Source organism: Halomonas fontilapidosi, from assembly GCF_014192285.1.
Classification (GTDB): domain Bacteria; phylum Pseudomonadota; class Gammaproteobacteria; order Pseudomonadales; family Halomonadaceae; genus Halomonas; species Halomonas fontilapidosi.
The window spans coordinates 689,383-709,208 of the sequence record NZ_JACHXQ010000001.1; the positions used below are offsets into that span (position 1 = coordinate 689,383).

Below are 19,826 nucleotides of genomic sequence, written 5' to 3' on the forward strand. Positions count from 1 at the left end.
AACCAAATGGAGCGGGAAACGAGATTCGAACTCGCGACCCTCGCCTTGGCAAGGCGATGCTCTACCACTGAGCTATTCCCGCAGGTCTCGCAATGTCAAACCGAAGTGGCGTCCCATAGGGGGTTCGAACCCCTGTTACCGCCGTGAAAGGGCGGTGTCCTGGACCACTAGACGAATGGGACGCATGGAGCGGGAAACGAGATTCGATCGGGCTGGCGTTCCAGCTCGTGAGCCGAGCCTTGGCCTGATCAAATATGCTACCCAAACCAAATGGAGCGGGAAACGAGATTCGAACTCGCGACCCTCGCCTTGGCAAGGCGATGCTCTACCACTGAGCTATTCCCGCACTCCGTTACCTGATGAGTCGAGTGGCGTCCCATAGGGGGTTCGAACCCCTGTTACCGCCGTGAAAGGGCGGTGTCCTGGACCACTAGACGAATGGGACGCAATGTCTCGCCTCGTCGAGGTGCGGCGAATATTACCCAGGCTTCGGGATGCTGTCAAGCGCATCAGGCGGGGCGTTGATATCGCGTGTTCGATTCCTCTGCGTGACTGGAAACACCCACCCGGGTTGGTGTCAGAATGGAAGAGGAGATACGCCGGGCCCTCGACCCCGGCGCCAGGACAAGGAGAGAGGCCATGCGCAGCAAGATCCAGAAGAGCGATGCCGAATGGCAGCAGCAGCTGACACCCGAGCAGTACCGCGTCACCCGCCAGAAAGGCACCGAGCCGCCCTTCAGTGGGAAGTACCATGTGAGTGACGAGCACGGCATCTATCACTGCGTGTGCTGCAACGCCCCGCTGTTCGAGAACGAGCACAAGTTCGATGCCGGCTGCGGCTGGCCAAGCTTCGACCGCCCCTTCACGTCGAACTGCGTGGCAGAACAGACCGATACCAGCCACGGCATGCAGCGCACCGAGGTGACCTGCGCGCGCTGCGATGCCCACCTCGGCCATGTGTTCCCCGACGGTCCGCCGGAGACCACCGGGCTGCGCTACTGCATCAACTCGGTGGCGATCCAGTTCCACGCCGGGGAATAGTCTCTGCCGGTCACAGCCCTCCCCTGAGGCGGCCGCCCATCTGCTATAGTGGGCGGCCATTTTCATTGATGCGCATGCAGGAGAGGCTCGATGCTCGGCTGGTACCCGGGACACATGAACAAGGCGCGCCGGCAGATTCTCGAGTCGCTGCCGGAAATCGACGTGGTGATCGAGGTCCTCGACGCCCGCTTGCCCTACTCCAGCGCCAACCCCATGCTGGCCGAGCTGACCCGCCACAAGCCGGTATTGAAGATCCTATCGCGGGCCGACCTCGCCGACCCCGAGCGAACCCGCGAGTGGGTCGGCTTCTTCGATGCCCAGCAGGACATGCGGGCCCTGGCGGTGACCACCACCCAGGCCCGGGAGCTCAAGCGCATTCCCAAGCTGTGCCATGAGCTTGCCGGCCAGGTGCGCGCCGACCGCGATGTGCGGGTGATGGTCATGGGCATCCCCAACGTCGGCAAGTCGACGCTGATCAACGGCCTGGCAGGACGCACCATTGCCAAGACCGGCAACGAACCGGCGGTGACCAAGCGCCAACAGAAGGTGCGCATTGGCGGCCGCGTGGCACTGATCGACACCCCCGGCGTGCTGTGGCCGAAGATCGAGGACCAGGCCAGCGCCCATCGCCTGGCCGCCAGCGGCGCCATTCGCGACACCGCCATCGACTACGTGGAAGTCGCCGTGGTCGCCGCGGCCGAACTCGCCAGGCGCTACCCCGAAGCCCTCACGGCACGCTACAAGCTCAAGGCCCTGCCCGAGTACGCGCCTCACCCCGAGGCAGAGCAGGTCGAGGCCGATGGCCCGCCACGGGTCGATCTGCTCGCGCTGTCCGGCTTCGATGGCCATGCGATCCTCGCGGAGATCGCCGCCAAGCGCGGCGGCCTGCGCCCCGGTGGCGAGGTCGACCTGCACCGCGGTGCCGAGGTGCTGCTCCACGAACTGCGTGACGGCAAGCTGGGCCGGTTGACCCTGGAGACCCCGGCAGACATCCCGCCCGAGCCCGAAGCCGACGCCGCCGAGACGCTTGGTGGCAACGGTGCCAAACCCGCATAATCACCGGCAACATCACCCCGAGACGACGCCCGCCACGGCAGAGGCGGCACACCGACATCACTGGATCTCAGCGCCCATGGACACTCCCCCCCTCAGGAAATCGCACAAGCTAGCGAACGTCTGCTACGACATCCGCGGCCCGGTGCTCGAGCACGCCAAACGCCTGGAAGAGGAGGGCCAGCGCGTCCTCAAGCTGAACATCGGAAACCCCGCCCCGTTCGGTTTCGAGGCGCCCGAGGAGATCCTCCAGGACGTCATGCGCAACCTGTCCACCGCCCAGGGCTACTGCGACTCCAAGGGGCTCTACTCCGCGCGCAAGGCGATCATGCAGGAGTGCCAGCGCAAGGAGATTCCCGGTGTCGGCATCGAGGACATCTACATCGGCAACGGCGTCTCCGAGCTGATCGTAATGGCCATGCAGGCGCTGCTCAACGATGGCGACGAGGTATTGATCCCCGCGCCGGACTATCCATTGTGGACCGCGGCGGCCAACCTCTCGGGCGGCCATGCCGTGCACTACCTGTGCGACGAGCAGGCCGACTGGGCGCCGGACATGGCCGACATCCGCGCCAAGGTGACCGCCCACACTCGCGCGATCGTGATCATCAACCCCAACAACCCCACCGGCGCCGTTTACCCGCCGGCCGTGGTCCGCGAGCTGCTGGAGATCGCCAGGGAACACGATCTGGTGGTCTTTTCTGACGAGATCTATGACAAGATCCTCTACGACGGGGTCGAACATGTCTCCACCGGGGCACTGGCCGGCGAGGACCAGCTGGTGGTGACCATGAACGGGCTCTCCAAGAGCTACCGCTGCGCCGGTTTCCGCAGCGGCTGGATGATCCTCTCGGGCCATATCGCCAAGCAGCGCGCTGACGATTACATCCAGGGGCTGACCATGCTGGCCTCGATGCGCCTGTGTGCCAACGTGCCGGCCCAGCATGCCATCCAGACCGCGCTGGGCGGCTACCAGTCGATCAATGACCTGATCCTGCCTGGCGGACGCCTGCTTGCCCAGCGCGACATCACCATCGAGAAGCTCAACGCCATTCCCGGCGTCAGCTGCACCCGGCCCAAGGGGGCGCTCTACGCCTTCCCGCGGCTCGACCCCAAGGTGTTCAACATCCGCGACGACCAGCAGCTGGTGCTTGATCTGCTGCTGCAGGAGAAGATCCTGCTGGTGCAGGGCACGGCCTTCAACTGGCCCGACCCCGACCATGTGCGCATCGTTACCCTGCCTTGGGCCGACCAGCTCGAGGACGCCCTGGACCGCTTCGCCCGTTTCCTGTCGCGCTACCGCCAGTAGCTCGGGGCATGCCTTTCTGCCCGCCGCTTGAAACCCGGCGGGCAAGCGCGTATCTAAGCAACAGCTTGTGCAGGCCGCAGAGCGCGGCGCCCCCTTACCGACGACTGGAGATTTCCGGCAATGATGAGAATCCTGCTCTTCCTGGGCACCAACCTGGCCGTGATCGTGGTGGCCAGCATTACCCTGCGACTGCTGGGGCTGGAGAGCTACCTGACCGAACAGGGCATGAACTTCAATGCCCTGCTGATCTTCTGCTTCATTTTCGGCATGGCCGGCGCGATGATCTCGCTGTTCATCTCCAAGTGGATGGCCAAGCGCAGCACCGGCACGGTGATCATCGAGACGCCGTCGAATGCCACCGAGAAGTGGCTGGTGGATACCGTGGCGGAACTGGCCCGCGATGCCGGCATCAAGACCCCCGAGGTGGGCATCTTTCCGGCCCAGCAGTCAAACGCCTTCGCCACCGGCTGGAACAAGGATGACGCCCTGGTGGCGGTCTCCGCCGGCCTGCTCAACCGCATGCGCCCGGAAGAGGTACGCGCGGTGCTGGCCCACGAGATCGGCCACGTGGCCAACGGCGACATGGTCACCCTGGCGCTGATCCAGGGCGTGCTCAACACCTTCGTGATGTTCTTCGCACGGGTGGTCGCCCACCTGGTCGACGGCTTCCTGAAGAGTCGCAGCGACGGCGAGGGCGGCCTGGGCTTCATGGGCTACTTCGCGGTGGTGATCGTCGCCGAGATCGTCTTCGGGCTGATCGCCTCGGCCATCGTTGCCTGGTTCTCGCGCTTCCGCGAGTATCGTGCGGACAGCGCCGGCGCACACCTCGCCGGCAGCGGCGCCATGATCAACGCCCTCGCCCGCCTCAAGGCCGAGACCGAAATGCCGGACCAGATGCCGGACACCCTGCGGGCCATGGCCATCACCAAGGGTCAGACCCGCTCGCTGCTGGAGAAGCTGTTCGCCAGCCACCCGCCACTGGATGATCGCATCCGTGCGCTGAAGGAAGCGGCCTACCGAGAGTAACGGCGACCCGCGGCGGGGGCCACCCGCCGCTGCTCTCTGCACAGGCCGCATCCGTGCGCTGAAGAAAGCCGCCTACCGGCAGTAACCCCTGCCAGGCGATACATTACAGCGGACCCGCCAACCGGCGGGTCCGCTGTCGTTTAGCGTCCCATCGGCGTCAGGCAGTGGCGGTAGCGACCCGGAAGCCCGCGCCTGACAGCAGCGGTGCGAGCTCCCGAGCCCCCTCGAGAAGCTCTATGGCGAGGGTCGCGAACTCGCGACGCAGCGGATAGGCCGCCCGGCAGGCATCGAAGCCCTTGGCCACCCCCTGGCGCCGGGCTTCGCGGTGAAGGCTGTCATGGTCACGCCGCGCGTCATAGACGGCGCGCAGGCAAAGGCGCAGCACCTCCTCGGGCGAGAGACCACCGTCCAGGACGAGGCGCGCCACGGAAGGCGATGGCGCCAGGTCGTCCATCGTCAGGCGAGCCGGCAGGCCGACATGGCGGGCCAGGGCACGATAGATCTGGTGAGTGCCGCGCAGCTTGCCATCCAGGCTGTAGCCGGCAACATGCGGCGTGGCGATGGCGGCGAGATCCGCCAGGCCGCTGTCGATGGCGGGCTCGTGCTCCCAGACATCGAGCACCGCGCTGATATCAGCCTGCCCCGCCAGCCGCTGTCGCAGCGCCTTGCCGTCGACGCAGTCGCCGCGCCCGGCGTTGAGCAGCACGCTGCCCGGGGCCAGGGCGGCGATGCGCTGGGCATCGAGCAGCTGGAGGGTGGCATGGGGCCCCTCGCTCACCAGCGGCGTATGCAGGCACAGCACGTCGCACTGATCGATCAGGGTGTCCAGATCCGCGAAGCTGGCCAGTTTCGCGGCCCCTTCCGCCTCGACGTTCTCTGCTTCAACCCTGGGCGGGTCACAAGCCAGGCAGTCGATGCCCATGGCCGAGAGACGCTCGAGCAGCCGGCCGCCCACGTTGCCCACACCGACGATGCCGATGCGACGTTCGGCAAGCCGCCAGCCCTGGCGCTCGGCCAGGGTCGCCAGGCTGCAAAGCACGTAGTCCACCACCGCCTCGGCGTTGCAGCCCGGGGCGCTGGCAAAGGCGACGCCGCGCCCGGCCAGGGCTCGCTCGTCCACGTGGTCGGTGCCGATGGTGCAGGTACCGACGAAACGCAGCCGGGGAGCGTCGGCCAGCAGGGCCTCGTCGACGCGGGTGATGGAGCGCACCACCAGGGCGTCGGCCTCGCGCAGCGCAGCGGCATCGATCGCGCGTCCCGGCACTCGGACCACCTCGCCCAGTTCTCCGAAGCAGGTCTCTGCAGCGGGCACATTGGCATCGACGACGATTCTCATGGCTGGCTCCCATCTTGCTGGTGATACGACTTGTTCAGTGTGCCCAAGCCCTTACAATACCGCCATTGTCACTCGAGCGTCGCAGGCCAGCGGCGCCCTCCACCTCGGGAGCTGCCGTGATTGTCCGCTGGGAAACCGACCACGACTATGTGCTGGTGCATGTCCATCAGGACATGTTCGGCGACTGGATCTTCAGCCGCGCCTGGGGGCAGATCGGCACCCAGTTTGGCGGCCTCAAGCATCGCCTGGCCGATGACCACGACCAGGCGATGATGTGGCTGGCCGATGAGACCACCATTCTCAACTCCAGAGGCTTTCGCAAGGTGCTGGAGGTCGAGGACGAAAGCGCCGAGGGGCGCGACGCCGTCAGCCAGCTCTCGCTGCTGGACTCGCTCTAAGCGCTGAGGGCCATCAGCCCAGATAACGCCGCCCGCCACGCAGGGTTGCCCCCTTCGCCGCCCTCTTCGCCACCTCGGGTGACCTCTCGCCACTGAGCTGCTGCTGTAGCTGCTGCCAGGCTGTCTCGTCCAGCCAGCCCCGCGATGCCAGCCAGCCGGCCAGCCGCTCGGGCTCCATGCCGCGGTCCAGTTCTTCCCCCGTCTCGTCCGCCAGCACCGGGATGCGCACCCCGTAGTGTGCGACCAGCCCCTCGTCCTCGCTGATCTCGACCCGCTCAAGCCGGTAGCGCTCGGCACACAGGGTGGCCAGCAACGCCTCCAGCTGCTCACAGAGGTGGCAGCCGAGGGTGGTATAGAGTCGTAGCCGGATCATGCGTCCTCCCGATGGCGGATCAGGAACACATGGTGCAGGTCCGGGTTCCTCGAGAAATCGGGGTCGAAGGTGCGCGAGGAGATATCCTCCACCCGAAACTGTTCGGCGAGGTCGGCATCCATCTTGAAGCGTCGCTGGTTGTTGGAGAACACCAGGGTCCCGCCCGGTGCCAAGCGCGCCATGGCCAGGCGCACCAGCCGACCGTGGTCGCGCTGGACGTCCAGGGTATCAGCCATCTTCTTGGAGTTGGAGAAGGTCGGCGGGTCGAGGAAGATCAGGTCGAACTCGCCGCCGGCGGTCGCCAACCAACGCAGGCAGTCGTCGCGCACCACCCGATGGCGTCCGGGGTCGAGCCGATTGAGGGCGAAGTTGTCACGAGCCCACTCCAGGTAGGTATTGGAGAGGTCGACGCTGACGCTCTCGCTGGCCCCGCCGGCCGTCTCCGTGCCGTCTGTCTGAGGCCCGAGGGCCGCCTGAACCGTGGCGGCCCCGGTATAGCAGAAGAGGTTGAGGAAACGCGTGCCCGGCGCCATCTCGCCGAGCAGCCGGCGCACCGGGCGATGGTCGAGGAAGAGGCCGGTGTCCAGATAGTCGCGCAGGTTGACCCACAGCCGTGCCCGGCCCTCGTGAACCTCGAAGCGCTCACCGCTCGCCGCCTGCTTGCGGTACTGCTCCTTGCCGCTCTGCCGCTCGCGACGCTTGACCACGATCTTGCCGGCATCAACGCCGAGCGCGTCGGGAATCACACCCAGCGCCTCGTGCAGCCGCTTCTGGGCCTGGGCGGCATCGACGGACCGGGGCGCTGCATACTCCTGGACGTGCACCCGATCAGCATAGAGGTCGATGGCCAGGGCATACTCGGGCATGTCGGCATCATAGAGCCGGTAACAGCTCTCGCCACTCTTCTTGAGCCACTTCTTCAGCCGCCGGCGGTTCTTCTCCAGGCGGTTGGCGAACATCTGCGCCCCTTCGGAGCGCAACGGGGCGGCTTCGCTGGACGACGACTGCTCCGCGTCGGGAATGACCATCAGCAGCAGCTTGGCCTCCAGAGGGCCGTTGCGCAGTGCGTACTGCTTGTGGGCCCGCAGCCCGATGCGATGCCCCAGGTCCGGGTTGGCGGTGAAGACCGCCAGCTGCCAGCCGGGAAAGGCGGCCTTGACTCGCTCGCCAAGCAGGGCATAGAGGCGCACCAGCTCGGGAAGCTCGCCGAGGCGCTCACCGTAGGGGGGGTTGGTCATCACCAGCCCCCGCGGCGAGTCGGACAGCCCCGCGGGGCGCGCGAGCCCGGCCAGCGAGGCCCCCTCGAGCTCGATCAGCGCCGGCACCCCGGCACGCATGGCGTTGGCCTTCGCTGCGGCCAGCGCCGGGGGACTCTCGTCGAAGCCAAACAGCCGCGAGCGGCAGCGCTTGCGCCCGATGCTGGCCCGCGCCTCGGCCTCGCGCCTCAGTTCCGACCAGCAGCGCTCATCATGGCCGGCCCAGCCGTGGAAGCCGAAGCGCTGTCTGGCCAGGCCCGGGGCGATGTCTGCGGCCATCATGGCGGCCTCGATCAGCAGGGTACCGGCACCGCACAGCGGGTCGACCAGCGGCGCGCCCTGCCGGGCCAGGGCCGGCCAGCCGGCGCGCACCAGCAGGGCGGCGGCCAGGTTCTCCTTGAGCGGCGCATGGCCCACGTCGCGGCGATAGCCACGGCGGTGGAGGCTGTCGCCCGAGAGGTCCACGCCCAGGGTCAGCCGCCCCCGATGCAGGTGGGCATAGAGGCGAAGGTCCGGGTGTCGGGTATCCACATCGGGCCGCGGCCGTCCCTCGGCGTGCAGTCGGTCCACCACCCCGTCCTTGACGGTCTGGGCGCCGAAGCGGGTGTGGCGGATCGCTTCGCTGCGGCCATGGAAATCCACCGCCAGGGTGGCGCCCGGTGCGAGATGGCGTCGCCAGTCGACGGCTGCTGCGGTGGCGCGCAATGACTCCGGCGATTCGATGCCCTCCGCCTGGGACAGGCAGAGCACCAGCCGATTGGCCAGGCGCGACCACAGGCAGATGCGATAGGCACTCTCGAGACTCGCGCGAAGGTGAACCCCAGCCACGGTGGTCTTGCCTGGCACGGCACCCAGGGCAGCCAGTTCATCCGCCAGCAGCAGCTCGATGCCGCGCGGACAGGTCGCCAGAAAATCCAGTGAATCAGTGGGTTGTGGTTCAGTCATGACATATCCATCGGCGTAGGGCGGGTCCGTGCGGGTTGTTGTGACGTTCATGCGAACGCCTTGTTACAAATCATCGGTCGACAATCGTCATTATCCTGGGCTATGAATGACTGAGTAGCTACTGAATGACGCATGCGTATCTGTCAGCGGGCCTCGAGTCGTCGTGCAGCGCGGAGTTGCTGCAGAGACCGATGCTGCCCAGGCAACACGAATCCGGTCTCGAGGTCGGGTTCTCGTCGGTACCTTCATCAAGAGGTAGTCCAATGAAACGACAGAAACGTGATCGCTTCCAGCGTGCCTATGTTCATGGGTACAAGGCGGGTCTATCAGGTCGTTCCCGCGATGACTGTCCAAGTCAGGATATCAATCTACGCGAATACTGGATGAGCGGTTGGCGTGAAGGTCGTGGGGATCAATGGTCCGGCATGACGGGAGTCTCCGGCATTCACAAGAACCCCATGGTAATGTGACCCCGCATTTACCGAGTCGTCATCTTATCGTTAGCACCGTTGACGAACACATCAAGCCCGTGGCATCGCCATGGGCTTTTTAGTGGTCAGCGAAACGCGCCTTGAGTGCCCGAGCACACTCCCCCACCAGCCCGGGACCGCGATAGATGAAGCCGGAATAGAGCTGCACCAGGTCCGCACCGGCCGCCACCTTGGCCACCGCCGCTTCGCCGCTGTCGATGCCCCCCACGCCGATGATCGGCATGTCGGGAAGTCGGCGACGCAACTCGCCAATCACCATGTTCGACGGTTCGAACACCGGCCGCCCGGAGAGCCCGCCCTGCTCGTCGCCATGCGCTAGCCCCGCTACCGCCTCGCGAGAGACCGTGGTATTGGTGGCGATCACCGCATCGATGCCATTGGCGTCGAGGCTACGGGCCACCAGGCCGACCTCCTCGGTACTCATGTCCGGGGCGATCTTTACCGCGAGCGGAACGCGGCGACCGGTCTGCTGGTCGAGCCGGCGGCTTTCCTCGCGCAAGGCACCCAGCAGCGCATCGAGGTGCTCGCCGAACTGCAGATTGCGAAGCCCGGGCGTATTGGGCGACGAGATGTTAACCGTGATGTAGTGCGCATGGCCGTGCACCTTGTGCAGGCAGGTCAGGTAATCATCCACCGCCTGCTCCACCGGGGTGGTGAGGTTCTTGCCGATATTGATCCCCACCACCCCGGTATAGCGGCTCGCCCGTACACGGGCGACCAGGTGATCCACTCCGGCGTTGTTGAACCCCATGCGGTTGATGATGGCGCCGGCTTCGGGCAGGCGGAACAGCCGCGGCCGGGGATTGCCCTCCTGGGGGCGGGGGGTCACGGTGCCTACCTCGACGAAACCGAAGCCCAACGCGCCCAGGGCATCAAGATGGTCGGCGTTCTTGTCCAGCCCGGCGGCCAGGCCTACCCGATTAGGAAAGCGCAGCCCCATCAGTTCCACCGGATCCGCGACTCGGCCACCGCCGAGTCGCCCCGCCAGCCCGAGGCGACCGGCCATGTCCAGCCCCTTGAGGGTAACGCCGTGGGCGGTCTCGGCGTCCAGGCGAAAGAGCAGCGAACGAGCGAGCGAATACATGGCGACTCCGGACAAGGGTGGCGGACGGGGCGGCAGATAAGGGCGAAAGAGTATACCAGCGCCGCTGGCGGGAAACGACGCCATTGCCGTGTCTTGCGGCCGATGCGGCGAGAGTCGCGGCGACAGCGGAGCGCCGTTCTGTGGTCTACTGTAGGCAAGTTTTTTGCGATCACGGCCGGGTAGGCCGTGCTGACGACGCCAGGGAGACCGACATGGCCGATACCACCGAAACCCTAGAGGACCGCCTCTCGCGAATTCACCTCGCTCTGGGCGATGAGCAGCTGGATGCCGTCGACGATGTGCTGGCCGACCTGGAGCCTGCGGAAGTGGCCCTGCTGCTCGAGTCGCTGCCGCCGGCGGCTCGCATCAAGCTATGGGAACGGGTACCGGGGGAAGTCGACGGCGAGGTCCTGCTGCATGTGCATGACGAAGTGCGCAGCACCCTGCTCGATGACATGGACCATGACGAGATCGTGGCGGCGACCGCCAGCCTCGACACCACGGACCTCGCGGAGATCTTCGAGGACCTGCCCCAGCAGGTGGCCGAGGACATGCTGCGCTCGATGGACGAGCTGCAGCGCAACCGACTGCAGGAGACCCTCTCCTTCGAGGAGGACAGCGCCGGCCGCCTGATGCGCACCGATACCATCGCCGTGCGCGCCGATGTCAGCCTGGAGACGGTAAAGCGCTTCCTGCGCTGGAAGGAGACGGTGCCCGACAACACCCATGCGCTGATGGTGGTCGACCGCAACGGCTTCTTCGTGGGGGCGTTGCCGCTGGCTCGGCTGGTCTCCAACGACCCGGAAATGGCCGTCGCCGACCTGATGGACGACGCGGTGGACAGCATCCAGGTAACCATGCACTCGCGCGAGGTGGCCACCCTTTTCCAGACCCACGATCTGACCTCCGCGCCGGTGGTCGACGAGGATGGCCTGCTGCTGGGGCGTATCGTCATCGACGACATCGTCGACGTCATCCGCGAGAACTCCGAGCAGGCGCTGATGAACATGGCCGGTCTGGACGAGGAGGAGGACCTCTTCGCACCGGTGATGCCCAGCGCCAAGCGGCGCGCCGTATGGCTCGGCATCAACCTGATCACCGCCTTCCTGGCCGCCTGGGTGATCGGCCGTTTCGAGGATGCGCTGGACAAGATCGTGGCCCTCGCCGTGCTGATGCCGATCGTCGCCAGCATGGGCGGCATTGCCGGTAGCCAGACCCTGACCCTGGCCATCCGTGGCCTGGCGCTTGGTCAGATCAGTCGCACCAACAGCCGCTGGCTGTTGCGCAAGGAGATCGGCATCGCCGCGCTCAACGGTGTGCTCTGGTCGCTGGTGGTGGCCGTGCTCGCGGTGCTGTGGTTCGGCAGCATTGCCATCGGGGTCATCATCGCCTCGGCGCTGGTGATCAACATGCTGGCCGCGGGCATCGCCGGCATCGTCATACCGCTGATGCTCAAGCGCTCGGGCATCGACCCTGCCCTCTCGGGGTCGGTGATCCTGACCACGGTGACCGACGTGGTGGGCTTCATGGCGTTCCTGGGACTGGCCACCGTGTTCTTGCTGTAGCCTAGCCGCCGACCTCAGCGCGGCCTGACACCTGCCCTGCAACACGAACCCCCGCCATTGGCGGGGGTTCGTGTTGGCGGCCGGGACAGCACAAAGCCGTCAGGTCTCGCGGTTGCTCTCTGCCAGGTCGACCAGCTCGCGCACGGCTACCGCGAAGAGCGGGAAGCCACCGTGACTGCCGCTGCTCACTTCCTCGAGTAGCCGGCACCAGCGCCGGTGCATGCCCTGGTGGAGCGAGACCCACTGCTCCACCCGTTCCGAGGTGTCCTTCGATCCACCTTCCATGCCCAACACGCTGTTGGTCAGCGCCAGCTGCTGGCGATCGAGGTCATCGCGGAAGGTCTCGCGGGCCTGGGCCTGCCAGCTGTCGCGCACCTTGAGTGCAGTGATCTGCTGGCTCATCCATGGCAGCTCCAGCCGATCGCCGATCTCGTAATAGACCTCGGCGACGCGCTGCGGCTTCTCGTTGGTCTGGCGAGCCACCTGAATGATGCCGAGCGCCGCGTAGAGGCTGCCAGCCGCGGCCACGGTTGCGGCCAGGTTCTCGGGCACACCGGCTGCCATGAGTTCCTGGCGACGGGCCTCCCAGGCCTCGTGCTCCTCGCCGCGCAGGCGCTTGCCGATATTCTCCTGCAGCTGTGCCAGACGCGGGGCAAAGAAGTCGATGGCATCGCGGGTGCTCATGCCGGTGCGATTGCGCAGGAACCAGCGCGTCGCGCGCCGCAGCATGCGCATGAGGTCAAGCATCATGCTGTACTGCATCGCGCTGGGTACCTGGTTATCCAGCGCCTCGATCTGCTCCCAGAGGCGTGGCAGCTGGAAGCTGTCACGCGCCACCACGTAGGAGCGGGCGATGGAGGCACGATCGGCACCGGTGGAGTCGATCAACCGCCGGACGAAGACAATGCCCATGTGATCGACCAGATCGTTGGCCACCTGGGTGGCGACGATTTCGCGTTTCAGGCGGTGGTCGTACATCTCCTCCTTGTAACGTTCGACCAGCACGCTGGGGAAGATCCGTTCGACGAACTTGACGATGGTCGGGTCGTCGGGCACATCCGAGGCGATCAAATCGCCCTTGAGCACGCTCTTGGCATAGGAGATCAAGACCGAAAGTTCCGGCAGCAGCATGCCCTGCTCGTTGGCGGCGCGCTCCTTGAGCACTTCGTCATCGGGCAGGAACTCCAGCTCGCGGTCGATCTGACCGGTCGCCTCCAGTTCGCTGATGAAGCGACGGAAGGGCCCGATCCCCTGGCGGGAGAGGAGCTCGGCGAGATCCAGGGCCTGGGTCTGGCGGTAGTTGTCCAGCAGCACGAGGTCCGAGACCTCGCCGGTCATGTCGGCGAGCAGCTGGTTGCGCTGCTTCTCGGTCATGTCGCCACGCTTGACCACCTCATCGATGAGGATCTTGATATTGACCTCGTGGTCGGAGCAGTTGACCCCGCCAGCATTATCGATGAAGTCGGTGTTGACACGAATCCCCCGGGCGGCCGCTTCCATGCGCCCTCGCTGGGTGAGACCCAGATTGCCGCCCTCGCCAACCACCCGGCACTGCAGCTCGCGGCCATCGATACGCAGACCATCGTTGGTCTTGTCTCCCACCTGGGCGTCGGTTTCCTCGCTGCCCTTGACGTAGGTGCCGATCCCGCCGTTCCACAGCAGATCGACCTGCGACTTGAGCATGGCGCGGATCAGCTCGTTGGGGGCAAGCTTGTCCTCCTTGATGCCGAACAGCGCCTTCATCTGTCTGGAGATGGGCACGGTCTTGGCCGAGCGCTTGAATATGCCGCCGCCCTCGGAGATCAGCTCGGCATTGTAGTCCTCCCAGCTGGAGCGCGGCAGGGCGAACAGACGCTGCCGCTCGGCGAAGCTGGACGCGGCATCGGGGCTGGGGTCGACGAAGATATGCAGGTGGTTGAAAGCCCCCACCAGGCAGATCTTGTCGGAAAGCAGCATGCCGTTACCGAAGACGTCACCGGCCATGTCACCGATGCCCAGCACCGTGAACTCGTCCTGCTGGGTGTTCAGCCCCAGGCCACGGAAGTGGCGCTTGACCGACTCCCAGCCCCCCTTGGCGGTGATGCCCATCTTCTTGTGGTCGTAGCCGTTGGCCCCGCCCGACGCGAAGGCATCCCCCAGCCAGTGGCCGTACTCGGCCGAGATCTCGTTGGCGATATCGGAGAACGTCGCGGTGCCCTTGTCGGCCGCTACCACCAGGTAGGCATCGTCATCGTCGTGGCGCACCACATCCCGGGGCGGCTCGATCTCGCCCCCCACGCGGTTGTCGGTGACATCGAGCAGCGCGCGGATGAAGGTCTTGTAACAGGCGATGCCCTCCTGCTGGATGGCGTCGCGGTCTCCCCCCTCGGGGAGGCGCTTGCAGACGAAGCCGCCCTTGGCACCCACCGGCACGATCACCGCATTCTTGACCTGCTGAGCCTTGACCAGGCCAAGCACCTCGGTGCGGAAATCCTCGAAACGGTCGGACCAGCGCAGCCCGCCGCGCGCGACCTTGCCACCACGCAGGTGCACGCCTTCGACGCGCGGCGAGCAGACGAAGATCTCGTAGGCGGGCCGCGGCTTGGGCATACCGGTCACGCGAGAAGGCTGCAGCTTGAAGGAGATGTAGTCCTTGTGGCGGCCATCCGACGTCGTCTGGTAATAGTTGGTGCGCTGGGTCGCCTGGATCAGCTCCATGTAGCGACGCAGCAGCTGGTCATCATTGAGGCTGGCGACGTCATCGAGCAGCCGGATGATACGCGCGGTGCAGGCCTCGAACTCGCTCTCCGGCGGACGCTCGGCCGGGTCGAAGCGCAACTCGAAGAGCGTCACCAGCTCACGGGTGATCTCCGGATGGTTGGCCAGGGTCGTGGCCATGTAGTCCTGAGAGACGCCGAAGCGGATCTGCTTGAGGTAGCGCGCATAGCCCCGCAGCATGGCCACTTCGCGCCAATCCAGGTTGGCGCCGATGATCAGCCGGTTGAAGGGATCGTTGTCGGCTTCCCCGTTCCAGATACGTTGAAACGCCTCCACGAAGGGCTCGCGCATCTGCTGCAGGTTGACTTCGGTGCTGGTGTGGTGCTCCAGGTCGAAGTCATGGATCCAGTAGCTGTCATCGCTGGCCTGCAATTCGTAGGGCCGCTCGCCGATCACCCTGAGCCCCAGGTTCTCCATCATCGGCAGCACGTCGGAGAGCGGAATGGGCTGACCGCGCTGGAACAGCTTGAGGTTGACCCCGCTGCCCTCCTCCTCGACCAGCCGATAGAGGGACAGCGCCAGCGGATAGCCGGCATCCAGTTCGCTGATGTGCTGGAGGTCATAGACCGCGGTACGCGCCGAGAAGTCGTCGCGATAGCTGGCGGGGAAGGCATCCCGGAAGCGATCCATCAGCAGATTGGCCTGTTCCTCGCCAAAGCCCTCGATGGCGGCACCTTGCAGATCGTCGCGCCAGTTCCGGGCGAGCTGCGCCAGCTTGGTTTCCAGACGGCGCAGGTCGTAGTCTGCCGGCTGATCGCCGTTGAAGCGCAGGATGAACTGGATGCGGGCCAGTACCGACTCCGACAGATAGGTATTGAAGTCGCCGTAGGTCGCATCGAGCTCCTCGCAGAGGAGTTTCTGGATACGCTGACGCAATTCGGTGGAGAAGACGTCGCGCGGCACGAAGGCCAGACAGGAGTAGAACTTGCCGGATCGGTCCTCACGGATGAACAGCCTCACACGGCGCCGCTCGCGCATGTCGAGGATGCCCAGCGCGGTCTGAGTCAGCTCGTCGGTATCGATCTGGAAGAGGTCGTCGCGGGGATAGACCTCGAGAATGTGCAGCAGGTGCTTGCCGTTGTGCCCCTTGGGATTGAAGCCGGAGTTGTCCATCACCGTCGCGAGCTTGCGGCGCAGAATGGGAACATTGCGCGGCGACTCGTTATAGACAGTGGCGGTGAACAGGCCCAGGAAGCGCCGCTCGCCGATCACCCGCCCCTGGTCGTCATAGCGGTCAACCGAGATGTAGTCGGGATAGGTCGGTCGATGGATACGCGCATGGTAGGCGCTCTTGGCAAACGACAGCAGCTGGGGCACCAGCACGTAGCGATCGCCTTCGACGCCCTGGTCGGTGCGGATACGCTCCTGGTAGCGGGGCTGTTCGAGGCGGAACACGCCCAGCTTGCTCTCATCGACACGATCGAGACGCTGATGGCCATCGGCCTCCTGGACCACGAATTCGTCGTAACCCAGGAACGTGAAGTTGTCGTGCAACAGCCATTCGAGAAAGGCGATGGCCTCCTCGTGGTCGGCCGTACCGACCTGCTCCGGGCGCGAGGCCTTGAGCTCGGCTATCGCCTCCCTGGCCTGCTCGCGCATCGGATCGAAGTCGGCCACCGCGATACGCACGTCGCGCAGGACCTCCTGCAGGCTTGCCTCGATTTCCTCGAGCAGCGCCAGGTCCGAGTGGCGGTCGACCTCGATGGCGATCAGCGACTCCCAGGCTTGCGAGGCGCCGGCCTGCCGCGTCGGCGTGACGCGCTGAAGCCGGTGCTGATTGTCGCGCTCCGTCGCCAGCACGGCGTTGTGGATGGCGTGGACGGTCATGCCGCGTCGATTGAGCTCGATGCGCACCGAGTCCACCAGGAACGGCATGTCCTCATGAAGTACGGCAATGAACGTATGGGTCGACTGCCAGCCGTGCTGTTCGAAGTCAGGGTTGAAGACCCGCACCTTGGGATCGTCAGGATCAAACTGCTGCAGGAAGTGCCACACAGAGAGAGTGGCACCATAGATGTCATCGAGTCGACGGTCGGCCAGATCGTCGACCGGCACCGTGGCATAGAAGTGGCGGGCGAAGGCACACACCTGGGCGGCCTTGTCTTCGTCCAGACGGCCTCGCAGCCGCTCCTCGAGTTGCTTGAGCAGATCCTGGCGGGTCTCCTCATGTGCGACGTGTTGCATCCATCACCTCGGCTGCCAGCGGCCGCCGGGGGCGGCCGGATAAACTTGACGTGGCGGCCTCCTGGCCGCTTCGCCTTCCAGCTTACGTCACTTCCCGAGCTCACCCCAGCCGCATGCCCTTTCGTTCATGGAGCATGTCGGTTGCGCATCGTCACTTGACATCGCGCCAGGCACGTCAGTCGCTGGCGCCTCAGTCGCGCCGTTCGAGCAGGACCCCGCATTCACAATGGTGCGTCCAGGGAAACTGGTCGAAGAGCGCGAAACGCCGGATATCGTGGCTACGGGTCAGCGTCTCGAGATTGTCGGCCAGGGTCTCGGGGTTACATGAAATATAGACGATACGCGAATACTCGCTCAGTTGACGGCAGCTCTCTTCGTCGAGTCCCGCCCGGGGCGGATCGACCAGCACGGTGGAGAAGGCGTAATCGTCGAGAGCCATCTCGGCGACTCGCCGCCCTCCCTTGTCGCCTTTCAGAGCCTGGGAAAACTCCTCGGCGGACATGCGGCCGACCTCGGCATTGTCGATCCCGTTGGCCTCCAGGTTGATCCTGGCACTGGCCACCGAGGTCCGCGAGATCTCGGTGGCCAGCACCCGCCGGAAGTTGTCGGCCAGCGCCACGGTAAAATTGCCATTTCCGCAGTAGAGCTCCACCAGGTCACCGCCCTGACTGTCCCGGGTAACGTCCCGCGCCCAGGCCAGCATGGAACGGCAGATCTCGGCATTGGGCTGAGTGAAACTGTTCTCCACCTGCTGGTAGACCAGCTCGTCACCGTCGACCGAGAAATGCTCCCAGACATGATCCCGTGTCAGCACCAGGCGCTGCTTGCGAGCACGACCGATGATCATGATGTCGAGCGCCTGCTCCAGGCGCCGGGCCTCGTCCTCCCAGGCCGCGTCGAGCCGGCGGTGATAGATCAGCGTGACCAGCGCCTCGCCGGACAGCGTGGTGAGGAACTCGACCTGGAACAACCGCCGACGCAGCAGGTCGTTGTCGCGGATGGCATCGAGCAGGCGCGGCATGAGGTCGTTGATCTGCCGGCTGGCCACCGGGTAGTGATCCAGGCGAACCACCGTCTTGCGTTTCGGATCGTCGCGATCGACCTCGAACATGGCGTAGAAGAGGTCGTCGCCCTCGTGCCAGAGGCGGAATTCGCAGCGCTGCCGATAGTGGCTCGGTGGCGAGGCAAAGACCTCGAGCGTGGGGGGTGCGAAGCGGGCGAAGTCACGGTTGATACGCTCGCGCTTGGCCGCGAGCTGCTGCTCATAGCGGGAGGGGTCGACGACGGGAATGGCCACGGCGGCTCCTGGATGACGATGACAAGATTGAGGAGGAAATGATGATACCGACCCTCGCGGTCGGCTCAGGCCGGATGCAGCAGGCTGGGCGGAGCGAAACCGAAGGCGGCCAGGCCCTTGTCCAGGCGCTCATCGCGTGCGGTGACGAAGCTTGTCTCGACCCCCTGGCGATGGGCAACAACCGGCACCACCTGGGCCACACGCCGTGCGATGGCCTCGCTGGAATCGACCCAGGTCACCGGCCATGGCGCCGCCTCGTCCAGCCACGAGCCCAGCAGCGGAAAGTGGGTGCAGCCCAGCACTACGGTATCAAGCAGTGGATCGTCCCACAGCGGCGCGAGTGCCAGGCGCAGGTTCGTCCGATCGGGTAACCCTCCGGCCACCAGCCGCTCGGCCTCGGTGACCAGCGCATCCGCGGCCACCCGGGTTACCCGGCAATCGGCGGCGAAGTCCTGGATCAGCCGCAGGGTGTAGGGGCGCGACACGGTAGCACTGGTGGCCAGCAGGCCGATATGGCCGGTCCGTGTGACCCGAGCCGCCGGCTTGATGGCCGGCACGGTGCCGACCACGGGGATCGACAGGCAGGCGCGCAAGACCTCCAGTGCCAGGGTACTGGCCGTGTTGCAGGCCACCACCAGGGCGCTGCAGCCGCTGGCCACCACGGCGGCCTCGCAGACGGCTCGGATACGCTGAACCAGCCAGACGTCCTCACGCTGGCCATAGGGCAGCATGGCATTGTCGCAGACATAGGCCAGGCTGGCGTCGGGCAGACGACGGCGCAGTGCCCGCACCACGGAAAGCCCACCGACACCCGAATCAAAGACCAGGATCGGCCCCGCCATCAGCCGTCTTCCCGCTGGCACAGGGGCAGATCACACGAGCGGTTCGCTAGCAGTGAGAGAAGGGTCTGGATACTCATGAAAGACAACGGCCGCTGGAAACAGCGGCCATTCTACCCCAGGAACCCGTCGGATTTGACCGCCATGACGAGAGTCGGGATGTCGAGACAAGCGTCTCGTTCTGATGTGGCGGGCAGGCTCCCGAACCGGGGGCCGGGCCGAAACGCCGACCCGACGCGGGTGGAATCAGGTCGCCGGTTCGGGAGCATCTCGCAGCTCGGCATAGAGCTCGGGATAGGCTTCCTGCAGCCGCTCGAGTTGGGCCTGGGCACCTTCAGGCAGCGCCGCCGCCAAGGCGTCGAGATCCTGATCGTTGAAGTTCTTCTGGATCAGCGGGAACAGCAGCTCGCGCTCGTCACGCAGGTAGGCACGGTGACTCTCGAGGTAGGACTTGAGGTCCGCGGCGAAGCGGTCCATGGGCACCACGGCATCCATCAGGATCATGTCGAGATCGTTGGACAGCTGCTTGAGCCGTGACTGGAGAGATCGGTAGTCACGGGCCAGGCGCTCCGTGACCTCGACGCTCGAGGGATCCAACTCCTTTAGTCGCTCGGTGCAGACCTTCTCGAGGGGCCGGGTGAAACCTTCCTGATAGTCAAGGATGTAGTCGACGACCTCCCTGACCAGCTGGAAATTGGGACGTTCGCCTTTTTCCAGGGACTTCTGCTTCAGCTGCAGGACGTGCAACATGCGCGCCATGTTGGCATGATCCTGGCGCAACTGCTTCAGCATGGGCATGGCAGGAGTCTCCTATGTGGCAACAATATAGAATAGATGCCTTTTATGTTGGATTCGCCGCGACACGTCAAGTT

General features: G+C 65.4%; 15 protein-coding genes and 4 tRNA genes. 7 read left to right on the forward strand and 12 right to left on the reverse strand.

Translation table 11 applies throughout. From position 1 onward, the window contains the following. Positions 1-7 precede the first annotated feature (7 nt). From FHR95_RS03180 to FHR95_RS03195, 4 genes are all read right to left on the reverse strand, one after another. Positions 8-82: transfer RNA gene (locus tag FHR95_RS03180), tRNA-Gly, on the reverse strand. Positions 83-106: 24 nt separating this feature from the next. Then, a tRNA-Glu gene (locus tag FHR95_RS03185) sits at positions 107-182 on the reverse strand. Between the two features lie 89 nt (positions 183-271). Beyond that, a tRNA-Gly gene (locus tag FHR95_RS03190) sits at positions 272-346 on the reverse strand. 23 nt (positions 347-369) lie between these two features. Then, a tRNA-Glu gene (locus tag FHR95_RS03195) sits at positions 370-445 on the reverse strand. Positions 446-639: 194 nt separating this feature from the next. Between FHR95_RS03195 and msrB the strand changes: the two genes are divergently transcribed. The 4 genes from msrB (at position 640) to htpX (ending at position 4,429) form a co-directional block, all read left to right on the forward strand. Then, positions 640-1,041 (forward strand): peptide-methionine (R)-S-oxide reductase MsrB, encoded by a 402-nt coding sequence (gene msrB, locus FHR95_RS03200; RefSeq protein ID WP_040186017.1) that lies wholly within the window; start codon positions 640-642, stop codon positions 1,039-1,041. A gap of 90 nt (positions 1,042-1,131) precedes the next feature. Further along, complete coding sequence (gene ylqF / locus FHR95_RS03205) at positions 1,132-2,097, forward strand: ribosome biogenesis GTPase YlqF (RefSeq protein WP_183313309.1); 966 nt, start codon at positions 1,132-1,134, stop codon at positions 2,095-2,097. Between the two features lie 76 nt (positions 2,098-2,173). Further along, complete coding sequence (locus FHR95_RS03210; RefSeq protein ID WP_040186015.1) at positions 2,174-3,403, forward strand: pyridoxal phosphate-dependent aminotransferase; 1,230 nt, start codon at positions 2,174-2,176, stop codon at positions 3,401-3,403. 120 nt (positions 3,404-3,523) lie between these two features. After that, entirely contained in the window at positions 3,524-4,429 is a 906-nt protein-coding gene (gene htpX, locus FHR95_RS03215; RefSeq protein ID WP_183313310.1) for a protease HtpX, read from the forward strand. Between the two features lie 157 nt (positions 4,430-4,586). On the opposite strand, the gene pdxB is transcribed toward htpX, so the two are convergent. Next, entirely contained in the window at positions 4,587-5,765 is a 1,179-nt protein-coding gene (gene pdxB, locus FHR95_RS03220) for a 4-phosphoerythronate dehydrogenase PdxB (protein ID WP_183313311.1), read from the reverse strand. 116 nt (positions 5,766-5,881) lie between these two features. Here pdxB and FHR95_RS03225 point away from each other — a divergent pair, with 116 nt between their 5' ends. Further along, entirely contained in the window at positions 5,882-6,163 is a 282-nt protein-coding gene (locus FHR95_RS03225) for a hypothetical protein (RefSeq protein ID WP_040186006.1), read from the forward strand. A 13-nt stretch (positions 6,164-6,176) separates the two neighbouring features. On the opposite strand, the gene FHR95_RS03230 is transcribed toward FHR95_RS03225, so the two are convergent. Together FHR95_RS03230 and rlmKL are read right to left on the reverse strand one after the other, a co-directional pair. Further along, on the reverse strand, positions 6,177-6,536 hold the full coding sequence (locus FHR95_RS03230; RefSeq protein ID WP_183313312.1) for a glutaredoxin family protein: 360 nt from the start codon (positions 6,534-6,536) through the stop codon (positions 6,177-6,179). Beyond that, positions 6,533-8,737: a bifunctional 23S rRNA (guanine(2069)-N(7))-methyltransferase RlmK/23S rRNA (guanine(2445)-N(2))-methyltransferase RlmL gene (gene rlmKL, locus FHR95_RS03235; protein WP_183313313.1), complete on the reverse strand. Its 2,205-nt coding sequence runs from the start codon at positions 8,735-8,737 to the stop codon at positions 6,533-6,535. The genes FHR95_RS03230 and rlmKL overlap by 4 nt, the downstream gene beginning before the upstream one ends. Positions 8,738-9,000: 263 nt before the next feature. On the opposite strand from rlmKL, the gene rmf reads away from it, so the two are divergent. After that, positions 9,001-9,207 carry a ribosome modulation factor gene (gene rmf, locus FHR95_RS03240; protein ID WP_082042631.1) on the forward strand — a complete coding sequence of 69 codons (207 nt, stop codon included), beginning with the start codon at positions 9,001-9,003 and terminating at the stop codon, positions 9,205-9,207. 79 nt (positions 9,208-9,286) lie between these two features. Here rmf and FHR95_RS03245 read toward each other — a convergent pair whose 3' ends face one another. After that, entirely contained in the window at positions 9,287-10,312 is a 1,026-nt protein-coding gene (locus FHR95_RS03245; protein ID WP_183313314.1) for a quinone-dependent dihydroorotate dehydrogenase, read from the reverse strand. 212 nt (positions 10,313-10,524) lie between these two features. Between FHR95_RS03245 and mgtE the strand changes: the two genes are divergently transcribed. Continuing rightward, a complete protein-coding gene (gene mgtE, locus FHR95_RS03250) occupies positions 10,525-11,877 on the forward strand; it encodes a magnesium transporter (protein WP_040185984.1) in 1,353 nt (450 codons plus the stop codon). Positions 11,878-11,976: 99 nt separating this feature from the next. Here mgtE and FHR95_RS03255 read toward each other — a convergent pair whose 3' ends face one another. From FHR95_RS03255 to FHR95_RS03270, 4 genes are all read right to left on the reverse strand, one after another. Next, complete coding sequence (locus tag FHR95_RS03255) at positions 11,977-16,818, reverse strand: NAD-glutamate dehydrogenase (RefSeq protein ID WP_040185983.1); 4,842 nt, start codon at positions 16,816-16,818, stop codon at positions 11,977-11,979. A 190-nt stretch (positions 16,819-17,008) separates the two neighbouring features. Further along, entirely contained in the window at positions 17,009-18,115 is a 1,107-nt protein-coding gene (trmA, locus tag FHR95_RS03260; protein ID WP_183313315.1) for a tRNA (uridine(54)-C5)-methyltransferase TrmA, read from the reverse strand. A gap of 65 nt (positions 18,116-18,180) precedes the next feature. Then, positions 18,181-18,957: a glutamate racemase gene (gene murI / locus FHR95_RS03265; RefSeq protein ID WP_040185981.1), complete on the reverse strand. Its 777-nt coding sequence runs from the start codon at positions 18,955-18,957 to the stop codon at positions 18,181-18,183. A gap of 243 nt (positions 18,958-19,200) precedes the next feature. Next, positions 19,201-19,746 carry a hemerythrin domain-containing protein gene (locus FHR95_RS03270; protein WP_040185999.1) on the reverse strand — a complete coding sequence of 182 codons (546 nt, stop codon included), beginning with the start codon at positions 19,744-19,746 and terminating at the stop codon, positions 19,201-19,203. Positions 19,747-19,826: the final 80 nt, after the last annotated feature.